We start from the raw sequence: 16,953 nt of genomic DNA on the forward strand, positions 1-16,953 counted from the left end.
ATTGTTGCTAAATAAACGTTAAATGATGTGTATAAGGAAGTTACTATATTCGCTGCCATTTTTATTGTTATCTGCTAATGCATCTGCACAATCTACCTTTGATGATGTTTCCACCAAATTTGCCGCAGGAATAGCAATAAACCAATTACACCGGGATTTCGGTGTTGAGGCCAATTTCACCTCACCATATTTTGCTAATGGACGTATTGCTTTTCGTTTGCATGCAGGCATCAACTGGATGGATATGCCCCTACCCGATGGCGGGTCTACCTGGCAAGGTTTTTTCAGTAATCGTTTAGGTGTTGTTGCCAGAAAAAGCATCATTGAAGGCAAGTTAAGCACCTATGGAGAAGCAGGAGGCGTATTCATGTTTCCGCACAGTACTTTTTCAGCTGAAAGTTTTAAAAGTGGAGGTTATGGTTTAATAGGCGTGGCCTTTAATCTTGCTCCAGATTTTGTGCAATACCTGGAAATTGGTGCTATGGGTACCGGAGCACGTGCCGACAGACTTGCAAATAGCCCTGTCTATGGCAATGGGCTAATTATCGGAGCTGGTTTCAGCCATCATTTCTAATCCATATTTAACCCACATTTCGTATCTTGGCTGTTATATATAAGCGTTAAATAAAAATAGAAGTGTATTTTTTTTTGAAACAAATAAGCCAATGCGCTATTTACGAATGTTTAGTGATCTTTCTCTTACTAAACTTGTTGATCTTCGGTTTAGCTATTGGCTTTGGTAACATTCTGTTAAAACGTCATCACCGTCAAATTAAAGCAGCTAATAGAAAAGATTGGTTAATCAGTGGTTGTACGGTATTGATCAATACATTCGTTACCCTCATTGGCTTTTCCCTTTGGCGAAAAGGGTTTATAACCATAGATTTCAACTACACTTTCCGGATAATCGGCCACTTAATCTTTCTTTTTTTCGCGATGGATTTTCTGATGTATATTTTCCACTATGTGATACACCGCACATTTCTTCATCGAAGCATACACGCTCTGCATCATCTATCTGTACATCCGCAGCCCATCGATCTTTTTGTTCTTCATCCGATTGAAACAATAGCTTTCGGTATGTTATGGATTGGTTTGCTTTTAATCGGCAATTTCAGCATTTACGCTATCATTGCCTATTTGATTATAAATGTGCTGTTCGGCATTGTCGGACATCTGGGCTTCGAACCTTTTGCACAGCGCACAAGGAAAAGTTTGCTTTTTAGGTATTTAGGGACATCTACGTTCCATCATAAACACCACGAAGATATGAACCACAATTTTGGATTTTATACCAGCATATGGGACAGAATTTTTGGCACCTATCGTTAAAAGATACCGACGCCCCGGTTACCTTTACCGTTTACCTATCATGAGCCGCGAATTATACGTTCACGCTAGTCAAATGCAAGCAGTTCCTGAACTTTTTTCGCTAACAATAAACCATGGAATTACCCAAAATGCGTTGCCTTGCCAAAAAACATTTCGGCACTTTCCATAATGGTTTCAGATAGGGTTGGGTGCGGATGGATGGTTAAAGCCAGATCTTCCACGGTACTGCCCATTTCCATAGCCAAAACAATTTCAGTAATTAAACTCCCGGCCTCTTTCCCCACTATGCCTCCACCCAACACTCTGCCACTATCTTTTTCCACCAGCAATTTAGTAAGTCCGTTGCCTGTACCCATAGTTGCCGCTCTTCCGGAAGCCGACCAGGGAAACTTGAGCACCTTGTAGTCCTTATTCTTTTCTTTGGCTTCCATTTCGGTTAAACCGCACCAGGCAATTTCAGGGTTGGTAAAAACTACCGCAGGCATACTAACAGGATCATAACCAGCCCCTTTATGACCGGCAATATATTCAGCAGCAACAATTCCTTCCCTATTCGCCTTATGAGCAAGCATGGGTTCTCCAGTCACATCACCGATAGCATAAATATGTTGTTTATTAGTTTGTCGCTGCATGTTTACGGGAATAAAACCTTTCTCGTTAAGTGCAATTCCCACTTTTTCCAATCCAAGATTTTGCGTGTTAGGCCTCCTACCGATAGCCACTAATACCTGATCATATTTCTTTTTCTGTTCTTTGTTATCTTTAGAAAAGGCTACCTCAACTTTTCGGTTGACGACTTTTATATCACTGATTTCGGTATTGAACCACAGTTCCTTATACCGTGATTTAGTCTCTCTATACAGCACATCAACCAGGTTTTTATCAACTCCCGGAAGAAAACCAGAAGCCATTTCAGCAATAGACACGTTTGCCCCCAGCGCTGCATATACACTGCCTAGTTCCAAGCCGATATAGCCCCCACCGATCACCAAAAGCTCTTTCGGGATTTTCTCCAATTTCAGGGCATCGGTAGAATCAATCACATATCGGTGGTCTATCGCTACATCCGGAAGCGTTGCGGGTGTCGACCCAACCGCAATAATGGCATTGTCGTAAGCTATTTTCGACTTCCTATTGTTATTCGACTTTATTTCGATTTCACTGTTACTGAGAAAACGCGCCGTACCTTTTACATACTTCACCTTTCTGCTTTTTGAGAGCTGACCAAGCCCTCCCGTAAGCTTTTCAACCACACTTTCTTTCCATGCTCTGACTTTGGTAAGATCAATTTTGGGTTTAGCAAATTGAATACCATATTGCCCCGCTTTTAACGCTTCTTCTTGTATTTTAACCAGATGCAGCAGTGCTTTAGACGGAATACAACCTCGGTATAAACATACCCCTCCCGGATTAGCCGCTGGGTCTACCAATGTAACATCCATCCCCAGGTCAGCTGCTTTAAAAGCTGCTGCATATCCTCCCGGCCCGGCACCAATGACCACCACCTTGTGTTTTTTACTTTCCTGTTTGCCGTTTTTCTCTTCGGTATCTTTCATGATGAGCAAATGCTTATTAACGTAAATGCATCGTTTAACTTCCCAATATGGCCTTTAATGGATCCTCTATGGCATCGCCTATCCATCGTAAAAACTTAGCTCCCGCTGCACCATCGATCACTCGGTGATCGTATGAAAGACTAAGCGGCAATATTTGTCGTGGTTGAAACGCGTCGTCGATATATACCGGCTGAATCACGGCACGCGATACACCTAATATGGCCACCTGTGGATGATAAACGATTGGCGTAAATTGCGTGCCGCCAATTCCTCCCAAATTTGAAATAACAAAAGTGCCTCCCTGCATTTCTTCCGGCGAAAGTTTTTGATCTCTGGCCTTTTCTGAGAGCGCTGTAATTTCAGCAGCTATCTCGTATATGCTTTTTTTGTCTGCATCTTTTATCACAGGCACCAGTAGTCCTTTTTCGGTATCTACGGCAATACCTATATGGTAATAATGTTTCAGGATGATCTCCTTATTGGCGATATCCAGACTCGAATTAAAGGTCGGAAAACGCTGTAATGCACTTACAACTATTTTGGCAAGTATAGCTGTAACCGTAATTTTTACATCAGTTGCCTTCTCCTGCATTTTTTTGCGGTATGCTTCCAAATCCGTAATATCCGTTTGATCAAACTGTGTTACATGTGGTATCTGTGTCCAGGAACCGCTAGTGCTTTTGGCAGTGGCCTTACGGATACTCGACATCTTTTGCCTTTCAACACTCCCCCATTTACTGAAATCCGGAAGATCCGCTGCTGCAGGCGTTTGTTTTTTGGTATTATCTCCCGACTTTGCTGCCTTCACATCCCCTTCATTAATCCTCCCTTTTTCCCCACTACCCTTAATCGATTGAATATCAACTCCCAGCTCTCTTGCCAATCTTCTTACGGATGGAGAAGCCGCTACAGCGCTATATTCTTTTTCATCCTCTTTCTTTTTATCTTCTGGCTGTTCCTGCTGCGCTTTTACCTCTTTATCCTGCCCGGCATCTTCTTCTTCATCATCTTTCTCCTTTCCCTCATCACTTCCCTCTTCTCCATCGGCAGCATCCTCATCACCGGATGAATCGTCATCCTCTTTTTTATCCGTATCCTCCTCCACATCTCCCTCATCTTCATCGCTGTCTTCTTCTGCGTTGGCTTGCTCCTTTTCGGCCTCGGCATCCTCATCCTTTTCATCTGTTGACGCTTCTTTCTCTTCATCGCTATCGTCATCGCCCTCTTCCAGCACAATTATAACGTCTCCCACTTTAATTTCGCCCCCCTCCTTTACCTTCACCTCTTTTATCTTACCGCTGGCAGTACTCGGCACTTCCACCGACGCTTTATCGGTTTCTACAGCAATCATCGAGTCACCTTCGCTGATGGTATCGCCAGCAGACACCATCACTTCTGCAACTTCAGCACTATCTACACCTTCAGATATTTGGGGAAGTTTAATTTCTTTGGCCATGTTTATTTGGATTTTAAATTTCTTGTTAATTAAATTCTCGTGGATCAACCTTGTCGGCATCAATATGCAAGTCTTTAGCTGCTTTTTTGAGCTCACTTGCGGGCATATCTCCAGATAAAGCCAGTTCATAGAGTACGGCAAAGGCAATCTGCTCGAAGTTTACCTCGAAATGTTTGCGCATATCGCGATAAGAATCGCTCCTACCGAAACCATCCGTTCCGAGCACGGCAAGCCTTTCCGGAAACCATCGGTCGATCGCTAAAGGTAAATTCTTTAAATAATCCGTTGCGGCAACGAAGGCTCCTTTTTCGTCCTTCAAACATTGTTGGATATAATTTCTTTCCTTATTCAATTGTCCTCGCAGGCGATTTTTGCGTTCCGTATCAATGGCATCGTCATACAAAGCTTTATAACTGGTGATGCTCCAGATATCCACGGAAACCTTATAATCCTTCTCCAGCAAATCGGCCGCCTGCAATACTTCTGTCATAATAGCACCGCTACCAAAAAGATGTGCTTTACGCTTTCTTCTTCCTGCCGAAGACTTTTTAAAACGGTACATCCCCTTGAGAATGCCTTCTTTGCTATCTTTTGGCATTTCAGGCATGACATAAGTTTGATTGGTTACGGTGAGGTAATAAAATATATTCTCTTTATCCCGATACATTCGTTTGATTCCATCCTGTACGATAACGGCAATCTCATAAGCAAAAGCCGGATCATAGGCCTGTAAGCAGGGTACGGATAGGGCAAACACTTGGCTATGGCCATCAGTATGTTGAAGTCCTTCTCCCGGCAGCGTGGTTCGCCCCGAAACACCGCCAATCATAAAACCTTTTGCCTTTGCATCTGCTGCAGCCCAAATCAAGTCGCCAATACGCTGAAAACCAAACATCGAGTAAAAGAAAAAGAAAGGAATGGTATTGATGCCAAGGGAGGCATAGGCAGAACCCGCTGCAATAAAGGACCCCATACTTCCAGCTTCCGTAATACCTTCCTCCAATATTACGCCGGTTTTATCCTCTTTATAGAACATAATACTGCTCTTATCGACCGGTTCATACAGTTGCCCGTCAGAAGCGTAGATACCAATTCTTCCGAATAAAGCGTCAATACCGAAGGTCCGCGATTCATCTGGAATAATCGGTATAATCAATTTTCCTATTTCTTTATCGTTGATCAGTCTACTCATCAACTGCACCATGGCCATCGTTGTGGCTACCTTTTTCTCTCCAGAACCTTTATAGAAACGCTCAAAGGAAGCTGGATCAGGTTCTTTCAGATGGTCGCTTTTATCTTCACGTTTTGGTAAAGAACCACCGGCTTCTTTTCGCTGTTTTAATACATATTTAACCTCATCACTATTTTTACCGGGGTGGATAAAGGGCAGTTCATCCAACTGTTCGTCTGAAAGTGCTATACCAAAGCGATCCCGAAATTGCTTCAGGTCGTCTACACTCATTTTCTTCTGTTGATGGGTCACGTTACTGGCTTCTCCGGATTTACCTTGTCCGTAACCTTTAATGGTTTGCGCAAGTATTACCGTAGGTTGCCCTGTATGATCAGTGGCCGCATGGTATGCATTGAATATTTTTAAAAGATCATGTCCGCCCCTTTTCAGGCGGAAAAGCTCCTTATCGGAATAATCCTTCACCAATTTTTTAAGTCGCTCGCTTTTGCCGAATAAATGTTCACGGAGGTAAGCGCCATCGGTAAAAGCAAATTTCTGGAACTGTCCATCAGGAAGCTCCGTTAGTAACTGCGTCAGCTCACCGGCTTCATCTTGTTCGAACAGTGGATCCCAATCGCTTCCCCAAAGTAACTTCAGGGTATTCCAACCATAGCCTTTAAAAACCCCTTCCAGTTCTTGAACAATTTTACTGTTACCTCTCACAGGTCCATCCAGGCGCTGCAAATTACAGTTAACGATAAAGATCAGGTTGTCTAATTTCTCGCGTGCAGCTATGGATAAAGCTGCAGTAGATTCTGGCTCATCCATTTCTCCATCACCTATAAACACCCAAACTTTCTGATCGTTCTTTTCAATTAATCCTCGGTTTATCAAATACTTATTAAAGCGCGCCCGATACACTGCCATCAATGGTGCCAAGCCCATAGATACGGTGGGGTTATTCCAAAATTCACCCATAAAGCGGGGGTGCGGATAAGAAGGTAATCCCCCGGCAGGATTAAGCTCTCTACGATAGTTTTCCAGCTGCGTTTCTGTTAACCTACCTTCTAAAAAAGCCCGTGCATATACCCCCGGAGCTGCATGCCCCTGAAAATATACCATGTCAGGCACTCCGTCATCACCTCCCCGAAAAAAATGATTAAACCCCACTTCAAAAAGATCAGCAATAGAATTATAGGTTGATATATGACCACCAATCCCATCTTCTAACTTATTCGCTTTCAACACCATGGCCATCGCATTCCAACGCATTATCCCGATAAGCTTCTCTTCCATCTCCAAATCACCGGGATAAGGTAATTCTTCTATTGGGGGAATAGAATTTACATAAGGGCTATGGAGTTGATGTTCAGGTTTTACACCTCGTTTTATAGCTTCTTGCCGTATCAGTTCAATTAATTCTTCTGCACGTTCGGCCGACTGGTTATCGATCACCCATCTGATCGATTCCAGCCACTCTCTATTCTCTACGGCAATCTCATTCTTATTTTCAGACATGCGATATGTTTACGTTTTTTAACACTTAAATTTCCCCTATACAATATTTTATCCGTGGTAGCAGGTATTTGTACCGGTGACAAGTATAACACCCCATCTTAGCATTTAACTAAGCCATCATCGAATTGTTTGTAAAAAAGTAGATTAGACGAATAATTGGGCATGAGTATGAAGACATCCATGGAAAAATCAGGACTAAATTATAGTAGAATAAAAATTTATTATTATGATAAATTTATTATTTTTTAAATAAAAAAAAGGACATAAGATATGTTCTTTTATCAAACTAGGGCTGATTTCCGTCTATTTTTTCTATTTTGGGAGCAGTTTTTGAGAAAAAAGGAGCAGTTTTTATAAAAACTGACGCTTTAAATTTGCAAAACAGGGTCTGTTTTTATCGCCAAAACATAAAGGTACAGCGAAAAGCTTCATAAGAAGACGTATAAGCGACAAAAAGGTGATAACTATTGTCGGTACCCAACCGGGTTGCCATCGAAGCGTAGTTCAATTTTCGTTAAACGAAAAACCTTCCAATAGCTTTCGTAGAAGAACATTAATATTTTCTCCCAAAAATAAAGCCTGCAATCATCAGCGAACAAAGGCCAATAATAAGCATTAAATACTCTAAGGTATTTATTTTTGCCTGTTGACCACCTTCAGCTGTCGACGCCTCCTGGCTAACTTCCTCCATTTTGTATCCGCTAATCGGCGCTACTGCTTCCTGTTGCCCCTCTTTTACCGGAGAGGTATTCGCTTGTGGCATAGGACGGGTATTACCTGAAACATTAGAAGGGAGATTGGTAGACGCACTGTTAGAAGGGCTTTGACGGATCCTACCCAAGCCTTCAATTAAATCATCCAAGAGTGCTTTGCTGCCACCATGCTGTGCAACTTCTTTTACGAATTCGGTAAGCGACTCATTGCCACAGACATTGTCTGCACAGGATAAGCCCACTTTATCGGCCGTTTGCAAGTATTCTTCTACAAGCTTATCCAAGCTTTCATCATCGGGTTTCCAATATTCTTTCCGAACAACTTCCAACATACGGGCCAACATCGTTTGATAAGCATAAAGATTGCCTGCCTTTTCGAATTGATCCTTTATCTGCAAATCATATTGATCAGCCACATAAGTGTCAAACCACTGTTCCCATTTCTGCGCATCAATAACCTCTGGAGCAGTAACTTGCCAACCCCACATATTATCGGCAACTCGGCTAACCATCCGGGCACCAGCATAACCTTCATCGAGCATTTTTTGCACCCATTTAGGGTTCAGGTATCTGCTGTTCATCTCACGACCGATAAACTTTTCCAGGGTTTCCTGTTTGGGCGTTCCGGGGTCAGTTAGATTCGTCACTAAAATATCGGGAGTGGTACCGTCAACTTGACGCACCGCCATCGCCATGCCTCCCAGGTATTGAAAAAAATCATCATTGTCCAATGCTCCGTATACGTTTGTTGAACGACTATGTACAACTGCCTTGGTGCCCGATAAGGCTTCTTTAAAAAGTGAAACGGTCAGTTCTTTCGCAGATTCGGGCATAGTAGCGCCTTCTATATTTTCGCCCCAAAAACCCTGACCATATAAATGACCCATTCTGTTAAAATACACGTCACTTACTTCCTGTTCGTCATTCCAACGATCTGAAGCCTGTATCACATCGTTTACTCCGGTGCCATAGGTTCCACTTGCTGTACCAAATAGACGCACCGTTGCCAAACGTTCGGCAAGTGCCGTATCCTGAACGCCTGCCGCTAACAGTTGTGTTTTTATCTGCTCTACATGTTGCCTTACAAAGTTATCTTGACCGCCTTGTTGGTAAGCAAGATTAACCGCCTCATCCAACAGCAAAACCATATTGGGAAACATATCCCGGTAAAGGCCGGAAGGTGTAATTACTACATCCACACGTGGGCGGTCCAAGCTGTCGTTAGGAATACCTTCGATCCCTTTGATACGGCCAAACCCGTCGTAAACCGGTTTGACGCCAAGAAGCGCCAATATTTGCGATTCCATAATACCTTCATGGCGTACCGTTTCTACCGACCATAAGTTGATAGTAATTTTATCCGGAAACTGCCCGTCATGCTGGTGTTGGTAATCGACAATTAACTGTTCGGCCAACTCCCGCCCCGTTCGGTAGGTATCTTCGGTAGGCATCCGGGAGGGATCGAACGAATAAAAGTTTTTTCCTGTAGGTAAGGCATCTGGATTACGGATAGGGTCATTCCCAGATCCAGCGGCAATGTATTTTCCATTAAGCGCCGTGATCAAAGCATCCATTTCTCTTGCTCCGCTCACCACAATTCGTTGATAAATTTTATGCAGTAAGGTATCGCGCGATTCCGGCGGAATATCCTGCATTCTACTCACAATGGCCTCCGCAGTCTTCATGGCCATCAAAGAATCGGGCGATTTGCCGAAGGTATGCATCCCCATAGGTGTGAGGTTGCTATTAATGTCTTGCAGGTAGTGCTCCAATTCCTGTATATCCTCCTCTTTAAAATCGCCGGTAATGCCCATATCCTGATGTAGGTTGGCTTTTTTAGCCAAGCGATTGATGGTTTTTAGATGAATATCGGCTAGGGCTGGACTTTTAGCCATGGCAACGTCATAGTCGTTAATGGCACCGGCCAGGTCACGCAGGTCCGGCCGCAACGCTGCCTGATCAAAGGGCGGTGTTAGGTGATCAATGATGACCGCCATGCCCCGCCTTTTGGCTTGTGTACCCTCTCCTACATTGTCCATAATATAGGGGTAGATATTGACCAGGTTACCGATCAAAGCCTCGGGAGCATCATCATCATCGAAGCCTGCCTCCCTTCCCGATAACCATTCGTGCGTGCCGTGGGTACCCAGATGGATAACGGCATCGGCATGGAAACCATGCTGTAAATAGAGGTAGAAAGCGATATATTGGTGATGTGGGGGTAAGGTGACGTCATGAAACAGGGCCTCCGTATCTTCTTCCCATCCGCGGGCAGGTTGCGGCATCAAATTGATATTGCCGTAACGCACGCGGGGCAGGACGAAGAATTTTTTCCCATCGCTCCGTTGCCAGGTCATGATGCGAGACGTTTCGGGTGCTCCCCATTTTGCGGTAACATGCGCCTGTAGTTTAGGATGCAGCTGTTTAAACCAACTTGTATATGTCTCCATGGGTATTAGCACCGGATTCGTCTCCCGAACCAATCGGTCCAGCTCTGCCGGCGCCCAAGTACCGATATTTCGTCCACCGCGCATCACCGCCTGAAATACGGTATCTGCCGGAGGGCAAGTTCCTCCTAAATCATAATTCTCCTCAGTCAGTCGGCCTAGGATTGTCGACATACTCTGGGGGAGAACATTTAAATAACTTGCCCCGATGTTGTGCTTACCCGGATGGCCATTATAATAGACCAGTGCAATTTTTTTATCTTCATTGGGCAATTCCTGCAATCTTGACCATGCTTTAACGCGGCCCACCAAGCGATTGATTCGGCTTGTTGGTGCTTTTTTAACGGTATATTCAGTCCCCTGTGCATCTTCTATCGTTTCCATCGTGGTAGCAATGGTAGGCTGTATCTGTCCACTTAACTCCGGTCTTGCGAGCACCATGGCACGCGCCGCTAAGGAAATTCCAAGCGTTGATGCCTGCCATTCCTGTGCTGCCTCCGCGAGCCCGATGGCGTTGATTACGGGCACACCGAGCTGGGAAAAAGCTGTTCGCAGTCGATCATCGGACGACCCGGGAAGCGAAGAAAAATTAAGCAAAGCCGATAGCATAGCGGTACTATCTTCATTCAAACAATATTGCTTAATCGCTTGCTCAAGCGGATGTCCATAAAACAACAAAGGCTCAAAACCAGCGGTATCAAGCGCCACGGCATAAGCCTTTATATGATCAAACTGTTGGGTAACGGCTTCGTATCTGAACATGTATAAACCAACCAGCGGACGATCGGCTCCTCGACCGTTAAACATTTTTTCGCTATATTCAGAAAAACTGCGATAAACGGTACCATCCATTGCGACTATTCCGCTTTCGGGAAACGGAACAAGGGGCTGCACGGGGTAATTTGAATCGAAATGCCTCTTGGTCAATAGCAGGATAAGGTTGGTCAGGTTAGATGGGCTGGGGTGATCAAAATATGCCGCAACCTCAGCATCGAACTGTATCCCCTGCTTTTGATAATTGCCAGCCTCGGGCGTTTCACCTACAGCATAAACAGCGGTCTCTTTCGCGAGCATCTGTTTTATTCCAGGGCCGAAACGTTGCATCATTGCCGGGGTATGCAGGTAGCAAACCGCGAGGTCAATCTCAGCAAAGTCGAGCGAAGAATCATTAGCGGTAAGAATTTGATAGCGCTCGGCAAATTCAGGCAGCTCTTCCAGCCCTTGAATGGCTTGCGCGAGCGGCTTACTATAGTTTTCCGATACCAAAAAAACGATTTTACGGGGCTTTACGGACTCCGCTAAGCCCAGCAGGGGCATCAACAAATAAAGGCCAGCGAGCAGCAGAGCATAAAGTATATTAATACGTTTCATTCACTTTCAGGTACATAAATAATTTGTCCGTCTTCCAGTTGATAGGCAGTTCCCAGGCGCTCTCCTTGTCCGGCAGCCTCATCCGGCGATATTTTTTTGACTTTTATTTCCTTTCCCTTTTTAGAGATAATTTCCATCTCGCCTTTTGCATTTTTCTTGGTGAGCGTTACGTCGGTATTCGGATCAAAGAGCTCCAGCACATTCAATGCTGTCATCAATGCAATCATCATTGCTACAATGAGGACAATACTGATGTCGAAAAGATTCGCTACACCACTTATCGGATCTTCAAGTGGTGCTTCATGATTTCCAGTATTATGTTTATTCAATAACTTCATTTTCTATTCGGCTAACTATACAGGGATGGATTTACCTCTTACTTTTTCTGCTTCCATAGCGTCACGCAGTAAAATTTCAGCCTGCGCCTCACAGCGAAGAAAATCAGCCTGCAACCATTTCTCCCGTTGAAGGCTGATGAGATAGGCAACGGTACCACAAAGCAAACCGATGATTGTAGAGGTAAAGGCTGTCAGCATATTTCCAGACATAGCCCCCATATCGCCGTCCGAAAGAGAGGATAACGCTTTCCCCATAGGAATCAGCGTACCGATTAAACCGAGCGATGGACCGGTCTTGATGAGAAAACGTATATAGTCCAATTGATGATTTTGTTTTTTCTCCCAATCTCTAATCAACTCGGTCAGGCGGATATCGGCATCACGGTTATCGCTTAAAATAGTGGTTATCTTATCGGCATTCGAGGTAAAAAAAGTGTTTACCAGTTTATGCCTCGATCGATGGTGTCCGAAACTCGCCCGCAAAAAAGTGCCAATACTAACAAAAGTCCATATAACCATGGCGAAAAGTGCAATAAGAATAGGTAAGTGAAGAAGTTCCGCCAGTTGGAAGAGTAAGTTATCGATGAATTCAATCATTGTTTAAAGCGTTTTTAATGGTTAATCTGATAAGTGATTCCGGCAAAAATACTCCGCCCGGGGGCGTAATAATAGCTGCTGGGTGAAGTATAACTACCGTAGTATTGTTTATCGAATATGTTCATCATATTAATATTCAGGCTTACCGGCCCCAATGTTTTCCCAAATTTCAGGTCAAACACCGTAACAGCAGCCATCTCCCTATCAGTGGTATTTTCAAGGTCGCCATAGAAAGAACCCGTATGCCGTCCCCAGACACTCAGGTGAAATAATCCCGGCCGATCAAATACCACGGCCTCAGAAAAATTATTCCTGGGATTGTCGTTCATACTATTCCCTTCATACTCGGGATTAGTTTCATAGCGGGTGATTTTGGAGGTATTGTAGAAATAGCTGAGCTGAACCGACAGATCTCTGGAAATACGGTAACGTGCGAAGGCTTCGGCTCCCCATAGGTTTACCTCTCCGATATTGATATATTGCCTTACAGGAAGTCCTTGAACATCAAAATAACTTGGCACTTCATCGGCATCAATCAGTACAGCGGTGAGGAAGTCGCTATATTGGGAACGATAAATGGTAGTCGATAATTCTAAGACGTCCGACAGCTGATAATCAGCTCCAAGGTCAAAAGAATAGTTCATACGTTCAGGCTTTAAATCGGGATTTCCTAATCGAAAAGAAGATCCCAGCGGTGCAGCATTATACATATAGAAGCTGCTGGGTGCCCGAAAGCCTGTGGCGTAAACGGTCCGCAGTCTCCAGTTATTAGTTAAATCATAAGTTAATCCGATTTTAGGGTTAACAATATGTTTTGATGCGTCATCGTAATTGATAGCTATATCTTCTCCGGACATGTTGTCGAAAAACCTGCCATTCCGGTTAGCCCAGTAATCATAGCGTAAACCCAAATTAGCGTGAAGCCGATCTGTCAAACTGAAATCGTCGTTAATAAAAAAGGAAATAAAATCCTGTCGACCGGTAAAATCCTGAATCCCTTGATCAAAATAGTCTTTGCGGGATACAATCTCGGTGAACCGGAGATCCGTCCCCCAGGTTACCGCATGTTTAGCCCATGTCCGATGCACTTTTGCGATCAGGCCATAGGTATCTAAAGGCACACGCGAATCGTAATACCGGTCGCTAAAAGCATTTGCTGATGCATCCCAACGTATGGCTTCCGACTGCCGGTTCTGGACATTATAGTAGGCGAGAATATCGGGTGCATAAGTCGCTTCCGGATTGGTATAGCGTAGCTGATAATTACCTGTCATCGTATGATCATCATAAATCGTATTTGTTCCAGATAAGGGTTGCTGACCGTTATAGTCTGCAATGGCGGTCAGTGTACCAGCACCTGGAAAATTGTATGACAGCTTGGTATTTACATTAAACAATGTCATGCTCGGTCGTTGGAAATAATTATTCCACAGACTATCAGCCATATAGGTATATCCCCCTGTTTTCTTATATTCGGCAAAGACGATAGCGCCCCAGCGGTCGGTCAATTGCTTACCGACCTTCATATTTGCCTGATAAGTATCCATGGAACCATAACGAAAATCAGCACCTAATACCGGTTGTGCCGTTGGGTTTTGCGTAACCAGATTAATCGTTCCTCCCATGGAATTTGAACCATATATAGATGATCCCGGCCCCCGGACAACCTCAATGCGTTCGATACTGTTCCCTGCGAGGCTGTTCCATTCGGATACTCCCCCGGTATAAGAGTCGTTAATGGGCACGCCATCCTTCAAGATCAGCGTCCTATTGGCAGAACCCGTTCCACGCATGATAACGTTCGTATGTGTACCCGTTGTGGTTAATCCCCGACCACGATCAACCGATACCCCCGGTATGTAAGCCAGAGCTTCATCTAAGGTTTGTATCTGCCGAAGCTCAGGATCCGTTTTTTGTATAATGGAAACGCTTGAGGCAATCTTCCTTAGTTCAATTGGCATTGGAGAAGCGGTAACAGAGATCTGATCCAGCATATTCGGCTTGCCCTGCATCGTCCATCGGTAAAGCGAGTCGGAAACAATGGGCAATGTTATCGTCACTTCCAATGGCAAATAATTCACATGTCGAGCAGTAAATGATTGCGCATAGGCTGCCGGAAGAGAAAAGCAGCCCCGGGCATCGCTACTGGTTACAGCTCCGCGACCTGTAACCATAATGGTAGCTCCTACTATGGCCTTGCCGGTGGAGTCGGACAAAACTCCGGAAAACGTAGTTTCCGCCGCCTGTTGGGCAATAACCTCACAGGAAAAGTAAATCCATAACATCAAAAGAAGTAGATACCGGCAAAATAGCGTTTTACTAGTGGCATAAGCTGAAAGTCTATTATACATCATTTTTAAATAGCAACTGAGTTGCAAATAAAAGAAGTTATATCAACAAATGCAACATTATGTATTTAAATATACAACTAAATCGTTTTTCCCTGAAAATATAAATAGCCTATTAAATGACAAAAAAACCATTAATAATAAAAAAACAATACTTACAAGTATCTAAAGTGTAAAAGAATAAAATTATAGCAATATAATTGCTTTTATAACCGATCGTTCATCATCATCTTTCATCGTGGCATGCCTTACACGACCAATCTTTGGTTCGAGAACCAGGTAGTTACCAGCTTCTACTGTATCCGTTTTTAAGGGGGACAGACAGCCCAAATAGCACATTATACTAAAGAAGAGTTTGAGATGCATCAAATGCAGGAAGAACTACAAGTCAATAATTTAAAAAATTGCAAACAAAATGTTTTCAAGATCGTATACTAATATAGTATGAAAAATCCTAAAACGAATCAATTCCTAGCTTTGCTCCTTTGTTTGCTGCTAACGTCGGCCTGCCAAAACCGGGAAAAGCAAAGCGCTAAAGAAGGCAAAGAACAAGACTATACTTATCAACCCGAAAAAGGTCGTTTAACGATTGTCAGCGAGACCGACAACCCTGAGCTGGAGCGCGTGGTGCTATTCAGGGATAACGAGAAAGACTCGGTGACATCGGTCAAGCCCGAAGAAGGGAAATTTAAGCTCGAGGTGGATGACATCACGGCCAATGAGGTCTATTTCTTAAAACTCACGGGCACATCCACGAAACAGGGAACGAGTGGTTTAAAATGGGATGAGCTAGTTCCCGTTCTGTCCACTACTTCCAAAGAGCTGGAGCTTGTTCAGCAAGCCTTCAACGATGTAGGTTCTATCAGCAAAGTGAAATTTTCCATTGATGGAGGTGGGGATGAACAAGAATTGCTAAACGACTGGCATGCTTCACTTGTGGAACTACAAGCAGAAGAGGAAGGGCAAATGGAGCATTATGCCATTGGCGGATCGGGTGCCACAAAGGTTGCCGACAAAAAAGCGTCATCCAAATCTCAGGCATCCATTACCCAGGAATTTGTTGATCAACAAAAGCCTCTGATCAGCTCATTTTACTTAATTTCTCGCTTGGGAAAACATCGTCAGCACGCCGAGGACTACCAAAATCTTTTGGATAACGCTTCAGAACAGGCACAAAAAAGTAAATATGGACTGATACTCGCTAAACATCTGGATCAGCTTGGGGCAAAAGTAGAGCAATTGGATCTTGAAAAACAGGTTGTAGCTACGGACACTCGCCTCTCGGAAATTCCCTGGGACTCTTTTAAGGATCGTAAATATCTACTGTTGTCGTTCTGGAACAGCTCGGACGGACCCTCTGCTCAAGCCGCGAAAGAATTGAAGGGAGCTGCATCTGAACTGGAGCCTAAGGGAATTGATGTGTTGCTGATCGCTGTAGATGACCAATTTTCAAAATGGCAAGAGGCAGCCAAAGAGCTGGATTTCAAGTATAATTATAAGATGCGAAATGAAGCAAAACAGCCATTGGTAGACACCTTATACCTTTCTGAACTTCCTCGATTGGTATTGGTTAAACCCGACGGCGAGGTCGTCGACGATGACCTGAGTCTCGAGCAAGTAAAGGCACTAGAGTAACAGACCAATCCCATTTAATAATATAGGCCGAGTTTTATGGAAATGGGCCTTCTTATACAAAACAACGTGAGCCGAACACAAACTATATTCGGCTCATTTTATTAATCCTAAAAAACCGTCACTTCCATGTGTTACGGCACAATCAGGAGAAAGTCTTCGCACGCGCCTTCCGAAGAGCGCTCCTTTTCCTACTGAATCTTCACTTATTTCCCTATACAGAATTTTGAATTATATCTTAACAATCTAATAATAAACAAGTTAAGTTAATACAAATTTTTACGAGTAACAAATAGGCAACAAGAATTTCGTAATCATTCGTAAACATTAAGTCGTCAATAGTAAATAACATAATCCTCTTATGTCTTGATTAAATGACATTATAATGACAACTACTAATAGCCTATGGACAGTTATTTATCCTCCTTAATTTTTTTGGTCTTGGTTTCTCCACGGATTGTCGTCCAGTGCATT

The 16,953-nt window shown here is 43.7% G+C and carries 10 protein-coding genes; 3 read left to right on the forward strand and 7 right to left on the reverse strand.

All coding sequences use genetic code 11. From position 1 onward, the window contains the following. The first annotated feature begins 22 nt into the window (after positions 1-22). Both H8S90_RS23430 and H8S90_RS23435 read left to right on the forward strand, forming a co-directional pair. Positions 23-574: a hypothetical protein gene (locus tag H8S90_RS23430; protein WP_187340199.1), complete on the forward strand. Its 552-nt coding sequence runs from the start codon at positions 23-25 to the stop codon at positions 572-574. Between the two features lie 74 nt (positions 575-648). Continuing rightward, positions 649-1,332 (forward strand): sterol desaturase family protein, encoded by a 684-nt coding sequence (locus H8S90_RS23435; RefSeq protein ID WP_255501715.1) that lies wholly within the window; start codon positions 649-651, stop codon positions 1,330-1,332. Positions 1,333-1,451: 119 nt separating this feature from the next. Here the strand turns inward: H8S90_RS23435 and lpdA are convergent, their stop codons facing one another. The 7 genes from lpdA to H8S90_RS23470 form a co-directional block, all read right to left on the reverse strand. Continuing rightward, the gene (gene lpdA, locus H8S90_RS23440) at positions 1,452-2,888 is read right to left on the reverse strand and encodes a dihydrolipoyl dehydrogenase (protein ID WP_187340201.1); all 1,437 of its coding nucleotides are present in this window, start codon (positions 2,886-2,888) and stop codon (positions 1,452-1,454) included. 34 nt (positions 2,889-2,922) lie between these two features. Beyond that, entirely contained in the window at positions 2,923-4,344 is a 1,422-nt protein-coding gene (locus H8S90_RS23445; protein ID WP_187340202.1) for a 2-oxo acid dehydrogenase subunit E2, read from the reverse strand. A 25-nt stretch (positions 4,345-4,369) separates the two neighbouring features. Beyond that, positions 4,370-7,033, reverse strand: a complete 2,664-nt coding sequence (aceE, locus tag H8S90_RS23450) for a pyruvate dehydrogenase (acetyl-transferring), homodimeric type (protein ID WP_187340203.1) — start codon at positions 7,031-7,033, stop codon at positions 4,370-4,372. A gap of 553 nt (positions 7,034-7,586) precedes the next feature. Beyond that, positions 7,587-11,564, reverse strand: a complete 3,978-nt coding sequence (locus H8S90_RS23455; protein ID WP_187340204.1) for a cobaltochelatase subunit CobN — start codon at positions 11,562-11,564, stop codon at positions 7,587-7,589. Beyond that, the gene (locus tag H8S90_RS23460; RefSeq protein ID WP_187340205.1) at positions 11,561-11,902 is read right to left on the reverse strand and encodes a DUF2149 domain-containing protein; all 342 of its coding nucleotides are present in this window, start codon (positions 11,900-11,902) and stop codon (positions 11,561-11,563) included. Before H8S90_RS23460 ends, H8S90_RS23455 begins: the two co-directional genes overlap by 4 nt. Before the next feature lie 15 nt (positions 11,903-11,917). Further along, positions 11,918-12,499: a MotA/TolQ/ExbB proton channel family protein gene (locus H8S90_RS23465; RefSeq protein WP_222852174.1), complete on the reverse strand. Its 582-nt coding sequence runs from the start codon at positions 12,497-12,499 to the stop codon at positions 11,918-11,920. Between the two features lie 14 nt (positions 12,500-12,513). Beyond that, a complete protein-coding gene (locus H8S90_RS23470; RefSeq protein WP_187340206.1) occupies positions 12,514-14,853 on the reverse strand; it encodes a TonB-dependent receptor in 2,340 nt (779 codons plus the stop codon). A gap of 438 nt (positions 14,854-15,291) precedes the next feature. Here H8S90_RS23470 and H8S90_RS23475 point away from each other — a divergent pair, with 438 nt between their 5' ends. Beyond that, complete coding sequence (locus H8S90_RS23475; RefSeq protein WP_187340207.1) at positions 15,292-16,482, forward strand: thioredoxin family protein; 1,191 nt, start codon at positions 15,292-15,294, stop codon at positions 16,480-16,482. Positions 16,483-16,953: the final 471 nt, after the last annotated feature.

Origin of the sequence: Olivibacter sp. SDN3, from assembly GCF_014334135.1 — a bacterium.
Lineage (GTDB): Bacteria > Bacteroidota > Bacteroidia > Sphingobacteriales > Sphingobacteriaceae > Olivibacter.

Coding starts and splice junctions, on each gene's coding strand:
- H8S90_RS23460 (WP_187340205.1), bottom strand. CDS start 11,902: ATGAAGTTATTGAATAAACATAATACTGGAAATCATGAAGCACCACTT.
- aceE (WP_187340203.1), bottom strand. CDS start 7,033: ATGTCTGAAAATAAGAATGAGATTGCCGTAGAGAATAGAGAGTGGCTG.
- H8S90_RS23475 (WP_187340207.1), top strand. CDS start 15,292: ATGAAAAATCCTAAAACGAATCAATTCCTAGCTTTGCTCCTTTGTTTG.
- H8S90_RS23430 (WP_187340199.1), top strand. CDS start 23: ATGATGTGTATAAGGAAGTTACTATATTCGCTGCCATTTTTATTGTTA.
- H8S90_RS23445 (WP_187340202.1), bottom strand. CDS start 4,344: ATGGCCAAAGAAATTAAACTTCCCCAAATATCTGAAGGTGTAGATAGT.
- lpdA (WP_187340201.1), bottom strand. CDS start 2,888: ATGAAAGATACCGAAGAGAAAAACGGCAAACAGGAAAGTAAAAAACAC.
- H8S90_RS23470 (WP_187340206.1), bottom strand. CDS start 14,853: ATGATGTATAATAGACTTTCAGCTTATGCCACTAGTAAAACGCTATTT.
- H8S90_RS23465 (WP_222852174.1), bottom strand. CDS start 12,499: ATGATTGAATTCATCGATAACTTACTCTTCCAACTGGCGGAACTTCTT.
- H8S90_RS23455 (WP_187340204.1), bottom strand. CDS start 11,564: ATGAAACGTATTAATATACTTTATGCTCTGCTGCTCGCTGGCCTTTAT.